The sequence below is a fragment of the Caulobacter sp. GW821-FHT09B08 genome (assembly GCF_059418225.1).
On sequence record NZ_JBWKPL010000003.1, the window covers coordinates 113,758 to 125,457 of the forward strand.

Sequence of the window (11,700 nt, forward strand, 5' to 3'; positions counted from 1 at the left end):
TCGCGCCGAACCCAGCCTAACTCATATTGCGATCTTGCCTTTAAGCCTAAATCCCCTCGCCCACGTTCGGAGCCCCACCCGGGGCGCGGGCGACGTGGATGCCGCACTCGGTCTTGTCCTGGCCCGCCCAGCGGCCGGCGCGGACGTCGGCGTTGGGATCGTCCACCGGCTTGGTGCACGGCCAGCAGCCGACCGAGGGGAAGCCCTGGGCCACCAGCGGGTGGGCCGGCAGGTCGTGCTCGGCGGCGTAGGCCTCCAGCTCGGTCTTGCCCCAGTTGGCCAGGGGGTTGAACTTGATCTGGCCCTCGGCCTCCTCGACCACGCGCAGGCGCAGGCGGTCGCCGCCGTGGAAGCGCTTGCGGCCCGTGGTCCAGGCCTTGAACTCGCCGAGAGCGCGGTCCAGCGGCAGCACCTTGCGGATGTGGCAGCAGCCGTCGGTGCTGGAGCGCCACAGGTCCGACTTCGGATCGTGGACGGCCAGGTCGGTGAAGGCCGGGCGCAGGTCGCGCACGTCGGTCAGGCCCAGCTTCGCGGCCAGGGACTTGCGATAGTCCAGGGTCTGGCCGAACAGCATGCCGGTGTCGAGGAACAGCACGGGGATCGACGGCGCGACCCGGCTGGCCATGTGCAGCAGCACCGCCGACTCCGCGCCAAACGAGCTGACCAGGGCCAGCTTGTCGCCGAAGGTCTCGTAGGCGCGGCGCAGGATGGTCAGCGGATGGGCGTCGCGCAGTTCGGCGTCCAGCCGCTCAGCCAGGCTCGGCTGCGCCGCGGCGCACGGCTTCACCTCGGTGACGGACTGGTCGTAGGCCATCAGACGGCCCTTTCCTCGAACGCGACCTTTCGGTCGTCGGCCGCGCGCTGGTAGACATGGCGGAAGCGGTGGGCGGCCTTGGTCCAGGCCTCGGGCGTGGCGCCGTCGGCCGGCTCGAAGGCGTCGAAGCCGCAGCGGACCATGAAGCCGGCCTGCTCCTGCAGCACGTCGCCCACGGCGCGCACCTCGCCCGTGAAACCCAGCCGCTCGCGCAGCAGGCGGGCGGAGGTGTAGGCCCGGCCGTCGCGGTATTTCGGGAAGGCCAGGGCCACGACAGACAGGCGCGGCAGGTCATAGGCCAGGGCCTCGACCTCCTGGTCGGGCTCGATGCGCACGCCCACGCGGCGGCTGTTGGACAGCAGGATCTCGCCCTCGGCCTGGAAGCGGGCCAGGGACAGGATCACGTCGCCGTCCGGGATGGCGTCCTCGTCGGCGACGTGGACGAAGGCGTCTTCGGCCCACTGGGCCTCGGCGCCCACCAGCTTAATCAGCTTGGGCATAGACAGCCTCCTTGAAGGGCTCGAGACCGACGCGGCGATAGGTGTCGAGGAAGCGTTCCTCGCCGGCGCGGATGTCCAGGTAACGGTCGACCAGGGCGTCGATGGCGGGGGCGACCTTGTCGGCCGACAGGCCCGGGCCCAGGATCTTGCCGATGGAGGCGTCTTCCGCCCCCGATCCGCCCAGCGACAGCTGGTAGAATTCCTCGCCCTTCTTGTCGACGCCCAGGATGCCGATGTGGGCCACGTGGTGGTGGCCGCAGGCGTTGATGCAGCCGCTGATCTTGATCTTCAGCTCGCCCACCTTTTCCGCCCGGTCCGGGTCGGCGAACTTGCGGGCGATGTCCTGGGCGATCGGAATGGCGCGGGCGTTGGCCAGGGCGCAGTAGTCCAGGCCCGGGCAGGCGATGATGTCGCTGGCGAGATCGATATTGGCGGTGGCCAGGTTCGCAGCCTCCAGCGCCGCGTGCACGGCCGGCAGGTCGTCCAGCTTGATGTGCGGCAGGACCAGGTTCTGGGCGTGAGTCACGCGCAGGTCGTCCAGGCCGTAGCGTTCGGCCAGATCGGCCACGACGTCCAGCTGGTCGGCGGTGGCGTCGCCCGGCGTCTGGCCGATAGCCTTCAGCGACACCTCGACGATGGCGTAGCCCGGCTGCTTGTGCGGCTTGACGTTGTTGCGCACGAAGCGTTGCAGGGCCGGGCTGGCGGCGCGGGCGGCCTCGAAGGCGTCCGACACGGCCGGCAGGGTCTCGAAGTTCGTCTGGGCGAAGGCGGCGCGGATGCGGGTCAGCTCGGCGGCCGGCAGGTCGGCGCGCTCGGCGTCGATCTTGCCCCACTCCTCTTCCACCTGGCGCGCGAACTCCTCGGCGCCCAGGGCGGCGACCAGAATCTTGATGCGGGCCTTGTAGATGTTGTCGCGGCGACCGTGGCGGTTGTAGACGCGCAGGACGGCTTCCAGATAGCTCAGCAGGCGGCTGGTCGGCAGGTACGGCTTGATGGTCGGGCCGACATAGGGCGTGCGCCCCTGGCCCCCGCCGACGATCACCTCGAAGCCGATCTCGCCGTCACGACCCTTGCGCAGGATCAGGCCGATGTCGTGCACCTTCACGGCCGCGCGGTCGGTCAGGGCGCCGGTGATGGCGATCTTGAACTTGCGCGGCAGGAAGCTGAATTCCGGGTGCAGGGTCGACCATTGGCGGATGACTTCCGACCACACGCGCGGGTCGTCGATCTCCTCGGCCGTGGCGCCGGCATAGGGGTCGGCCGTGGTGTTGCGGATGCAGTTGCCGCTGGTCTGGATGGCGTGCAGGTCCACCTCGGCCAGGGCGTCCAGGATGTCGGGCGCGTCCTTCAGCTTGATCCAGTTGAACTGGACGTTCTGACGGGTGGTCATGTGCCCGTAGCCCTTGTCGTAGGTGCGGGCCACCCAGGCGAGGCGCCGGGCCTGGCGGCTGTTCAGCGAACCATACGGAATGGCCACGCGCAGCATGTAGGCGTGGAGCTGCAGATAGAGGCCGTTCATCAGCCGCAGCGGCTTGAACTGGTCCTCGGTCAGCTCGCCGGCCAGGCGGCGGGCCACCTGATGGCGGAACTCGTTGGAGCGGTCCGTCAGGAATTCGCGGTCGATGACGTCGTACTGATACATCTCTACTTCCTGCGGATCAGGTCGACGCGACCGGTCGAGCGGGCCGCGCCATGGGCGTGGCGCAGCGCTTCGATCACCTCGCCGCCGACGGCCTGCTTGCCGTGGGCGGGTTCGTTGCTGGGGCCCAGGGCCCGGATGCGTTCGCGGTAGCTGACCGGGGCCAGGCCCTCGCCTTCCACGGTGGCCAGGTCGATGGGATAGGGATCGACGATCACGGTCGGCTGGGCCTTGCCCTTGGCGACGGCGTCCTCGACCTCGGCGTCCTGGCCTTCGCCGAACAGCTGGGCGTCGCCGAAGCTGTCGACCCAGGCGCCGGCCTTCCAGAACACGACCTCGCCGTCGATCAGGCGATTGGCGGTGACAGCTTTCATGAACGCAGGCTCGCGGACTGGAGAACAACGGAGTCGATGAGGTCGGGCGCGCCGATCTCGGCCATGGCCATGGCCTCGCCGACCATCAGCAGCGCCGGACCCTTCAGGCCCTCGGCGGCGAGCGACAGCCCGGCCAGGGTGGTGAGGATGCGGCGCTCGTCGCCGCGGCTGGCGTTCTCGACGACCAGGGCCGGGGTCGAACCGGCGCGGCCGGCGGCGGTCAGGCGTTCGGCGATCAGGCCGGCGGTCGAGACGCCCATGTAGACGACGACGGTCTGGTTCGGACGCGCCAGAGCGGTCCAGTCCAGGTCGGGTTCGCCGTGAGCGGCATGGCCGGTGACGAAGGTGACGGCCTGGGCCGATCCGCGATGGGTCAGGGGCGCGCCGGCGCCGGCCGAGGCGGCCAGGGCAGCGGTGACGCCGGGCACCACGACGCAGTCCACGCCGGCCGCGCGGCAGGCGGCCAGCTCTTCGCCGCCGCGGCCGAACAGGAACGGATCGCCGCCCTTCAGCCGCACCACGCTCAACCCTTCCAGGGCCAGGGCCACCAGCAGTTGGTTGATGTCGTCCTGCGGCAGGGTGTGGCGCGACTTGCGCTTGGCCACGTCGATCCGCCGCGCCGTCGCGGGCGCCAGGTCGAGAATCTCGCCCGAGACCAGGCCGTCGTGAACCACCACGTCGGCGGCCTGCAGGGCCTTCAGGGCCTTGATCGTCAGCAGGTCGGGATCGCCGGGACCGGCCCCGACCAGGGTCACGATCCCAGGCAGGCGCGCGCTCGCCCCGCCGCCGAGGGCGACGAGACCGGCCTTGGGCCGGGAAGCGGATCGGACCGTCGGCCGAGCCATGCGATTCAGGTCCTCTATAAGCCAGTCACCATTGCCGAAGCGCCGGACCGGCGACTTCGCCAAACCGGTTCCCCGCAAAGCATTACGGGGCGAACCCTAGGGTCCGCCCCGCTCGCGTTCACCGACGAAAAGGGCCATTCCCGTCAGCGAACGCTTGCAAATTGGTCGTCGGCGGGCCAATTCGCAAACAAGGTCTTCTGCCGGGGCGTTCAGTAAAACTCATGGAAAGACAGTCGGAACGGCGGCGGCTCCCGCCCTTGAACGCTCTGCGTGCGTTCGAGGCGGCCGCGCGTCACCTGAACTTCAGCCGCGCCGCCGACGAGCTGTCGGTGACGCCCGGCGCCGTGAGCCAGCAGATCCAGAACCTGGAGGACTATGTCGGCGCGGCCCTGTTCAAGCGCACGCCCAAGGGCCTGCTGCTGACCGACGCCGCCCAGACCGCCCTGCCCGCCCTGCGCGAGGCGTTCGACCGCCTGGCCGAGGCCGCCAGCCTGCTGACCGCCGCCGTCGACGGCCGCCGCCTGACCCTGACCGCCGCCCCCTCGTTCGCCGCCAAGTGGCTGGTGCCGCGCCTGGGGAAGTTCGAGCAGGCCCAGCCCCAGGTCGACGTCTGGCTGTCGGCCGGCATGGAGGTAGTCGACTTCGCCGCCGGCGAGGTGGACCTGGCCATTCGCTACGGCTCGGGCCGCTATCCCGGGCTGGAGGTGATCCGCCTGCTCAGCGAGACGGTCATTCCTGTCGCGAGCCCTGAACTTCTGGCCTCCAACCCCTTGGAATCGCCGGAAGATCTCGCCCACCACATCCTGCTGCACGACGGCTCGCCCGACGCCGACGACAGCTGCCCGGACTGGGCCATGTGGCTGGCCGCGCGGGGCATCCGCAGCGTCGACGGGGCGCGGGGTCCGCGCTTCAACCAGTCCAGCCTGGTGATCGAGGCGGCCGCCAACGGACGCGGCATCGCCCTGGCCAAACAGACCCTGGCCCAGGCCGATCTGGACGCCGGGCGACTGGTCATCCCGTTCGAGATTCCCACGGCCGTCGACTTCGCCTATTACGTCGTCCATCCCAAGGCCAAGGGGCGTCTGCCGCAAGTGAAGGCGTTCGTTTCCTGGCTGCAGGCCGAGGCGGCCGCCCACGAGGCGGCGCTCCTCACCATGGACAACGGCGCGGGCATCTAAAGCTATATGGTCAAGACGATTATCGAGGTCGGCGAACGACTGGTTCCCGGCGACTGCCAGTCCATGGCCGATGTCCGCCAGGGCGTGGACGCCCTGGACCGGGCGCTGGTTCAACTGCTGACCGAGCGCCAGGGCTACATGGACGCCGCCGCCCGCATCAAGGCCGACCGCTCCAAGGTGTTCGACCGCGCGCGGATCGAGGACGTGGTCGAGAAGGTCAAGGCCGCCGCGCGCGAGTCGGGCCTGTCGGAAGCCATCGCCGAACCCGTGTGGCGCACGCTGATCGACCGCTGCATCGCGTATGAATACGACAGCTGGGATCGGACGAAGGGGTAATCGTCGGAGACGCCCCCTCCGTCGGGCTTCGCCCGCCACCTCCCCCGTTTCACGGGGGAGGAGAAGACCAGCACCGCCTCCCTCCTCACCCGTGCAACGGGAGAGGTGGCGCGTTGCGGATACGCATCTTGACGGAGGGGGCGTCCCTCCGCCTCAGCGATTCCCCCCGATCAGATCCCCGATCTCCCCGAGGATAGACCCCTCGCCGCGGTTCCCGCCCGTCCCGCCGGCCGCCGCCATCATCCGGCCGGCCAGGCGCGAGAACGGCAGGGACTGGATCCACACCTTCCCCGGCCCGCGCAGCCGCGCGAAGAACAGGCCCTCGCCGCCGAACAGCACGCTGCGCACGCCGCCGGCCATGACCAGATCGAAGTCCACGCCCGGCGTGTAGGCGGCCAGACAGCCCGTATCGACGTGCAGCTCCTCGCCGGCCTTCAGCTCGCGCTCCACCAGCGTGCCGCCCATCTGGACGAACACCCAGCCGTCGCCGTCCAGGCGCTGCATGATGAAGCCCTCGCCGCCGAACAGGCCCGTCATCATCCGCTTCTGGAAGTGGATGCCGATGGAGACGCCCCGCGCGGCGGCCAGGAAGCTGTCCTTCTGGCAGATCAGCGACCCGCCGAGTTGGCCGAGATTCAGCGGCAGGATCGAACCCGGCGTCGGCGAGGCGAAGGCCACCCGCGCCTTGCCCTGGCCGGTGTGGGTGAAGACCGTGGTGAACAGGCTCTCGCCGGTGACCAGGCGCTTGCCCGCGCCCAGCAGCTTGCCCATGAAGCCGCCGCCCTGGTCGCCCGAGCCGTCGCCGAACACCGTGGTCATCTGCACCGCCGCGTCCTTCCAGACGAACGAACCGGCCTCGGCCACGGCGCTCTCGCCCGGGTCCAGCTCGATCTCCAGGAACTGCAGCTCCTGGCCCTTGATCTCGAAGTCGATGTCGTCGGCGACGGCGGCGCTGCGGTGATGGGACCAGGGACCGTTGGTCATGGCGTTTCGGAACTCCGTTGGATTCGGCGTCACCTTAGGCAAGCGAACGCCGGTGCGCCAATTACGCATCCTTAAATTGACCGCATTGCCAAGCTCGGTTCCGACTTCGGAAACAGGAGTTCCCGCATGCGTCACGCCGCCGTTCCGTTCGTCGCCCTTCTGCTGGCCGCCACGACAGCGAGGGCCGACGACGTCGAGACCCGGATCAAGGCCGTCACCGAGGGCCTGCGCCCGGCCGTGGCGGTGACCGGACAGCCGGTCCAGCGCTCGACCCTGGCCCATGACATGGACGAGCTGCACGTGCCGGGCGTGGCCATCGCGGTGATCAAGGGCGGCAAGGTGGACTGGGCGCGCGGCTTCGGCGTCACCCGGCAGGGCGGCGAGGCGGTGAGCGACCGCACGCTGTTCCAAGCCGGATCGGTCAGCAAGCCCATCGCCGCCATGGCCATTCTGAAGCTGGTCCAGGACGGCCGCCTGCCGCTGGACGCCGACGTCAACACGGTGCTGAAGAGCTGGAAGCTGCCGGCCGGCCCCTACACGGCCCAGACGCCCGTCACCCTTCGCGCCCTGCTCTCGCACACGGCCGGGACCACGGTGCACGGCTTCCCCGGCTACGCGGCGGGCGAAGCGGTTCCCACCGTGCCCCAGGTGCTGGACGGCGCGCCGCCCGCCAACACCAAGCCGGTGGTCGTCGACACCGCCGTGGGCCAGGCCTACCGCTATTCCGGCGGCGGCTACACGGCGGCCCAGCTGATGGCGACCGACGCTACCGGCGAGACCTTCCCCGCCATCGTCGCCCGCACGGTGTTCAAGCCCATCGGCATGACGGCCAGCACCGAGGACCAGCCGCTGGACGCCGCCCGACTGGCCCACGTCGCCCAGCCGCACGACGCCAAGGGCGCGCCCATCGAGGGCGGCCCGCACGTCTATCCCGAGATGGCGGCGGCGGGCCTGTGGACCAATGTCGACGACCTGGCCCGCTTCGTCCTCGACCTGCGCGGCGCCGTGCGCGGCGAGACCGGCCATGCCCTGTCGCCCGCCACCGCCAAACTCATGTTGACCCCGGTGAAGTCGGAATACGGTCTGGGCGTGGGCGTCCATGCCGAGGGCGACGACATCACCTTCGGCCACGACGGCTCGAACGTCGGCTACAAGGCCGTCATGCTGGGCTTCGTCAAATCGGGCGACGGGGTGGTGGTGCTGACCAACGGCGACAAGGGCTACGAGCTGGGCAACCGCATCGTCCGCGCCGTGGCCGCCGCCTATGGCTGGCCCGACCAGCGCCAGGTGGTCCGCACCGCCGCGCCCCTGACCGCCGACCAGCGCGCGCCCTATGCCGGCACGTTCATGATCCCCAGCGTCGGCGACTTTACGATCCACTCGGGGCCGGACGGCCTGGTCGCCGAGATCTGGAAGGGCTCGACCGAACCCCTGCTGGCCGAGGCGCCGGGCCGGTTCTTCCTGGTGTCGTCCAACCTGACCCTGACCTTCAGCGACCCCGACCACGGGGTGATCGCCCTGGACGGGTTCAGAGGCGAGTTCACGCGGGAGAAGCCCTAAGGCGACGCCCCCTCCGACCGCTTCGCGGCCACCTCCCCCGTTTCACGGGGGAGGAGAAGGTCGTCTCCGCATCCTCCTCACCCGCGAAGCGGGGGAGGTGGCGCGATGCGCAGCATCGTGACGGAGGGGGCGTCCCGCCCTACCCCTTCAGCGACCGCAGCGCCCGCTCGTGCGCATAGGCCGCGATGTCCAGCAACGCCCGGTCCAGCGCCGTGCGTACGTCGCCCAGGCTGTTGTTACCCAGCTCCGCCCCCTCGCAGATGTCGCCCAGCTGGAAGGCCCCCACGCCGCGCGCCGCGCCCTTGACCGTGTGGACCGCGTCCATCCAGCCGGGCGAGCTCTTATCGAGCATCGGAGTCCATAGCGCGGCCTGTTCGCGGAACAGGGCCAGCACCTCGTCGATCACCGTGGAATCGTCCATCGCGAACCGTTCCAGATAGGCGAAATCCACGGCTCCGCTGATATCTCGTTTGGCCAAAAAAAGTCCCTTGCGTTCCAAGATTCTTTGCGTATGTTCCGCGCCTCGCCGCCGAGGCAAACCACCGCTTCGGGCCGCGCGGGCGCATAGCTCAGTTGGTAGAGCAGCTGACTCTTAATCAGCGGGTCGTAGGTTCGAATCCTACTGCGCCCACCATTTCCTCCAAAGACTTCAAAGACTTTCCCCTCCGGGGACGCCGCCGAGCGCGTCGTCGCCGCGCGTCCGCGCACTCGCCTTCTACGCTGCTCGCGCGGCGGACGTAAGGGCACGATGGCCTGACGTTGTGATCCGTTGGATGCTGCCCGCAACGAAGGCGGGAGGCGGACGGAATGATCACCCTCTATCACTGCGTCGGGGCGCGCTCGTTCCGGGCCCTCTGGGCGCTGGAGGAGCTGGGCCTGGCCTACACCCTGAAGCTGACGCCCTTCCCGCCCCGCTTCCGCGAGCCTGGATACCTCGACGTCAATCCGCTGGGCACCACCCCGACCCTGATCGACGGCGACGTCCTGATGAGCGAGTCCGCCGCCATCGGCGAATACCTGGCCCGCCGCCATGGCCCCTCCGACCTGACCGTCGCGCCCGACGAGCCGGGCTTCGGGGCCTATCTCAACTTCCTGCACATGGGCGAGGCCACCCTCACCTTCCCGCAGACGATCCACCTGCGCTACGCGGTGTTCGAGCCCGAGGAGCGCCGCCTGCCCCAGGCCGCGGCCGATTATGTGCAGTGGTTCCTGTCGCGGCTGAAGGCGGCGGCCCGGCTGCTGGACGACAGCGGCCATGTCGCCGCGCGCCGCTTCACCATGGCCGACATCTCGGTGGCCTACGCCCTGAAGCTGGGCGAGCAGCTGGGGTTCGCCGAGAGCTTCCCGGAGCCCTTCAAGGCGCATCTGGCGCTCATGAAGGCCCGCCCCGGCTACCAGCGCGCCCTGGCCGCCGAAAGCGCCGGAGAACCCGTCCTGTGAGCCCTGATCGCATTCCCGTCATCGTCGGTGTCGGCGAGGCCCTGGACCGCCCCAGCGACCTCTCCCAGGCCCTGGAGCCCCTGGCCCTGATGGAGGCCGCCCTGCGCGCCGCCGACGAGGACTCCAGCGGCGGTTTCCTGAAGCGGATCGGCTCGCTCGACGTCGTCAACCAGCTCAGCTGGCGCTACGCCGATGCGGCCGCCGAGCTGTGCGCCTGGCTGGACATCGCCCCGGCCCGCGCGGTCTACGGCCCCGTGGGCGGCGAGAGCCCGGTGCGCTATCTGCACGAGGCGGCGATCCGCATCGCGAGGGGCGAGGCCCAGGTCTGCGCCGTGGTCGGGGCCGAGGCCCAGTGGAGCGCCAACAAGGCCCGCGCGGCGGGCCTCGACCTGCCCTGGACGCCCAAGCCGCCGGCCGACGGCCACGGCCCGCGCATCGAGGTCCATCCCCTGGCCTTCAAGCTGGGCGTCTTCCTGCCCGTCAGCGTCTATCCGTTCTACGAGAACGCCGCCGCCCATCACTGGGGCCAGACGCCGCGCGAGGCCCTGGCCGAGTCCGGCGCCCTGTGGTCGGCCTATGCGGCGGTGGCGGCGCGGCAGCCGAACGCGTGGCTGAAGACCGCCTTCACGCCCGAGCAGATCACCGTCCCGCGCCCCGACAACCGCCCCATCGCCTGGCCCTACACCAAGCTGATGGTGGCCAACATGCAGGTGAACCAGGGGGCGGCGGTGATCGTCACCAGCCTGGCCGCCGCCCGGGCCGCCGGGATCGCCGACGAGCGGCTGGTCTTCATCCACGGCGGGGCGGCGGCCAAGGAGCCGACCGACTATCTCCAGCGCGACCACTATCACGGCTCGGCCGCCCAGGAGGCGGTGCTGGCGGCCGTGGCGACCATGGCGCCGGGCGACTTCGACGCCCTGGAGCTCTACAGCTGCTTCCCCTGCGTGCCGAAGATGGCGCGGCGGAACCTGGGCCTGGCCGAAGACGTGACGCCCACCGTGACCGGCGGCCTGACCTTCTTCGGCGCCCCGATGAACAGCTACATGACTCACGCCGCCGTCGCCATGACCCGGCGGCTGCGGGAGGGCGGCGAGACGGGCCTGCTTTACGGCCAGGGCGAGTTCGTCACCAAGCACCACGGTCTGGTGCTGGGCCGCGCGCCAGCGACCTCCGGGCGGCCGCTGGAGGCGGTCAGCGTCCAGGACGTCGCCGACGCCCGGCGGGGACCCGTCCCGGCCTTCGTGGAGGCGGCGACCGGCCCGGCGACGCTGGAGACCCACACCGTGCTCTACGACCGCGACGGCGCGCCCACCCATGGTGTGGCCATCGTGCGTCTTCCGGACGGCGCCAGGAGCCTGGCGCGGGTGCCGGCGAGCGACACCGACACCCTGGCGGCCCTTACAGATCCCGAGGCCTTCGCCATCGGCCGGACGGGGTCGTTGCGCGATGGCGAAGGCGGGGTATCCGACTGGCGGCTCTGAACCTACGGAAGGCGGACGGCGTTCCCTCTGGCGAAGGAACCCGCCCATGCCTCGCCGCAGCCTGCTCCCGACCGTCCTGACCCTCGCCCTCGGCGGTATGGCGCTGGCCGGCTGCGCCTACGACCGCTCGACCGCGCCGGGCTATGCCTGGAACTACATGACCAGCGAGGGCGAAGGGGCCAAGCTCGCCTATGGCCGGCCCGACAGCGACGACGTGGTGCTGATGATGGCCTGCGCGCCGCGCGCCTCGGCCGTGACCCTGACGGCGACGGGCCTGACCGGCGGCGAGATCGCCCTGGCCTCGGGCCACACGGTCACCCGCCTGAAGGCCGCCCCCTCGCCCTCGGCGATGGGCGACGGCGTGCTGGAGGCCCGCACCTCGGTCGACGCCTCGGCGCTCAGCGCCTTCCGCCGCACCGGCGACCTGGACCTGCTGGTCGCCGACGAACGCCACAGCCTGGACGCCGCGCCGGTGGATCGCAGGGACGTGAAGGCGTTCTTCAAGGCGTGTTCGGTTTAACGGCCGGGGACATGCGCATGCGCGTGTCC

The 11,700-nt window shown here is 70.3% G+C and carries 13 protein-coding genes and 1 tRNA gene; 7 read left to right on the forward strand and 7 right to left on the reverse strand.

Annotated elements, in window-relative coordinates:
- Positions 1-46: 46 nt before the first annotated feature.
- Genes AC07OA_RS11170 through cobA form a run of 5 tightly spaced genes read right to left on the reverse strand, consistent with a single transcriptional unit; the run spans position 47 to position 4,172 of the window.
- Positions 47-814 carry a phosphoadenylyl-sulfate reductase gene (locus AC07OA_RS11170; protein WP_494663879.1) on the reverse strand — a complete coding sequence of 256 codons (768 nt, stop codon included), beginning with the start codon at positions 812-814 and terminating at the stop codon, positions 47-49.
- Positions 814-1,314, reverse strand: coding sequence for a DUF934 domain-containing protein (locus AC07OA_RS11175; RefSeq protein WP_494663880.1), 501 nt, complete (start codon positions 1,312-1,314; stop codon positions 814-816). Before AC07OA_RS11175 ends, AC07OA_RS11170 begins: the two co-directional genes overlap by 1 nt.
- Positions 1,298-2,956 (reverse strand): nitrite/sulfite reductase, encoded by a 1,659-nt coding sequence (locus AC07OA_RS11180; protein WP_494663881.1) that lies wholly within the window; start codon positions 2,954-2,956, stop codon positions 1,298-1,300. The genes AC07OA_RS11175 and AC07OA_RS11180 overlap by 17 nt, the downstream gene beginning before the upstream one ends.
- A 2-nt stretch (positions 2,957-2,958) precedes the next feature.
- Positions 2,959-3,327 carry a DUF2849 domain-containing protein gene (locus AC07OA_RS11185; RefSeq protein WP_494663882.1) on the reverse strand — a complete coding sequence of 123 codons (369 nt, stop codon included), beginning with the start codon at positions 3,325-3,327 and terminating at the stop codon, positions 2,959-2,961.
- Entirely contained in the window at positions 3,324-4,172 is an 849-nt protein-coding gene (cobA, locus tag AC07OA_RS11190; protein ID WP_494663883.1) for a uroporphyrinogen-III C-methyltransferase, read from the reverse strand. Before cobA ends, AC07OA_RS11185 begins: the two co-directional genes overlap by 4 nt.
- Before the next feature lie 221 nt (positions 4,173-4,393).
- On the opposite strand from cobA, the gene gcvA reads away from it, so the two are divergent.
- Positions 4,394-5,350, forward strand: a complete 957-nt coding sequence (gene gcvA, locus AC07OA_RS11195) for a transcriptional regulator GcvA (RefSeq protein ID WP_494663884.1) — start codon at positions 4,394-4,396, stop codon at positions 5,348-5,350.
- A gap of 6 nt (positions 5,351-5,356) precedes the next feature.
- Positions 5,357-5,686 (forward strand): chorismate mutase, encoded by a 330-nt coding sequence (locus AC07OA_RS11200; protein WP_494663885.1) that lies wholly within the window; start codon positions 5,357-5,359, stop codon positions 5,684-5,686.
- Between the two features lie 153 nt (positions 5,687-5,839).
- Here AC07OA_RS11200 and AC07OA_RS11205 read toward each other — a convergent pair whose 3' ends face one another.
- Positions 5,840-6,670 (reverse strand): TIGR00266 family protein, encoded by an 831-nt coding sequence (locus AC07OA_RS11205; RefSeq protein WP_494663886.1) that lies wholly within the window; start codon positions 6,668-6,670, stop codon positions 5,840-5,842.
- A gap of 126 nt (positions 6,671-6,796) precedes the next feature.
- On the opposite strand from AC07OA_RS11205, the gene AC07OA_RS11210 reads away from it, so the two are divergent.
- Positions 6,797-8,230, forward strand: a complete 1,434-nt coding sequence (locus AC07OA_RS11210; protein ID WP_494663887.1) for a serine hydrolase domain-containing protein — start codon at positions 6,797-6,799, stop codon at positions 8,228-8,230.
- Between the two features lie 139 nt (positions 8,231-8,369).
- Here the strand turns inward: AC07OA_RS11210 and AC07OA_RS11215 are convergent, their stop codons facing one another.
- Entirely contained in the window at positions 8,370-8,708 is a 339-nt protein-coding gene (locus AC07OA_RS11215; RefSeq protein ID WP_494663888.1) for an Hpt domain-containing protein, read from the reverse strand.
- A gap of 80 nt (positions 8,709-8,788) precedes the next feature.
- Between AC07OA_RS11215 and AC07OA_RS11220 the strand changes: the two genes are divergently transcribed.
- The 4 genes from AC07OA_RS11220 to AC07OA_RS11235 all read left to right on the forward strand — a co-directional run bounded on the left by AC07OA_RS11220 (position 8,789) and on the right by AC07OA_RS11235 (position 11,671).
- A tRNA-Lys gene (locus AC07OA_RS11220) sits at positions 8,789-8,864 on the forward strand.
- 173 nt (positions 8,865-9,037) lie between these two features.
- Positions 9,038-9,670, forward strand: a complete 633-nt coding sequence (locus tag AC07OA_RS11225) for a glutathione S-transferase family protein (RefSeq protein ID WP_494663889.1) — start codon at positions 9,038-9,040, stop codon at positions 9,668-9,670.
- The gene (locus tag AC07OA_RS11230) at positions 9,667-11,151 is read left to right on the forward strand and encodes an acetyl-CoA acetyltransferase (protein ID WP_494663890.1); all 1,485 of its coding nucleotides are present in this window, start codon (positions 9,667-9,669) and stop codon (positions 11,149-11,151) included. The genes AC07OA_RS11225 and AC07OA_RS11230 overlap by 4 nt, the downstream gene beginning before the upstream one ends.
- Before the next feature lie 46 nt (positions 11,152-11,197).
- Positions 11,198-11,671: a hypothetical protein gene (locus AC07OA_RS11235; RefSeq protein WP_494663891.1), complete on the forward strand. Its 474-nt coding sequence runs from the start codon at positions 11,198-11,200 to the stop codon at positions 11,669-11,671.
- Positions 11,672-11,700 lie beyond the last annotated feature (29 nt).

What these genes read in the sequence shown, in the direction of transcription:
- AC07OA_RS11210 (WP_494663887.1), top strand. Translation starts at nt 6,797, where the DNA reads ATGCGTCACGCCGCCGTTCCGTTCGTCGCCCTTCTGCTGGCCGCCACG.
- AC07OA_RS11205 (WP_494663886.1), bottom strand. Translation starts at nt 6,670, where the DNA reads ATGACCAACGGTCCCTGGTCCCATCACCGCAGCGCCGCCGTCGCCGAC.
- cobA (WP_494663883.1), bottom strand. Translation starts at nt 4,172, where the DNA reads ATGGCTCGGCCGACGGTCCGATCCGCTTCCCGGCCCAAGGCCGGTCTC.
- AC07OA_RS11235 (WP_494663891.1), top strand. Translation starts at nt 11,198, where the DNA reads ATGCCTCGCCGCAGCCTGCTCCCGACCGTCCTGACCCTCGCCCTCGGC.
- AC07OA_RS11225 (WP_494663889.1), top strand. Translation starts at nt 9,038, where the DNA reads ATGATCACCCTCTATCACTGCGTCGGGGCGCGCTCGTTCCGGGCCCTC.
- AC07OA_RS11170 (WP_494663879.1), bottom strand. Translation starts at nt 814, where the DNA reads ATGGCCTACGACCAGTCCGTCACCGAGGTGAAGCCGTGCGCCGCGGCG.
- AC07OA_RS11185 (WP_494663882.1), bottom strand. Translation starts at nt 3,327, where the DNA reads ATGAAAGCTGTCACCGCCAATCGCCTGATCGACGGCGAGGTCGTGTTC.
- AC07OA_RS11175 (WP_494663880.1), bottom strand. Translation starts at nt 1,314, where the DNA reads ATGCCCAAGCTGATTAAGCTGGTGGGCGCCGAGGCCCAGTGGGCCGAA.
- AC07OA_RS11180 (WP_494663881.1), bottom strand. Translation starts at nt 2,956, where the DNA reads ATGTATCAGTACGACGTCATCGACCGCGAATTCCTGACGGACCGCTCC.
- gcvA (WP_494663884.1), top strand. Translation starts at nt 4,394, where the DNA reads ATGGAAAGACAGTCGGAACGGCGGCGGCTCCCGCCCTTGAACGCTCTG.
- AC07OA_RS11200 (WP_494663885.1), top strand. Translation starts at nt 5,357, where the DNA reads ATGGTCAAGACGATTATCGAGGTCGGCGAACGACTGGTTCCCGGCGAC.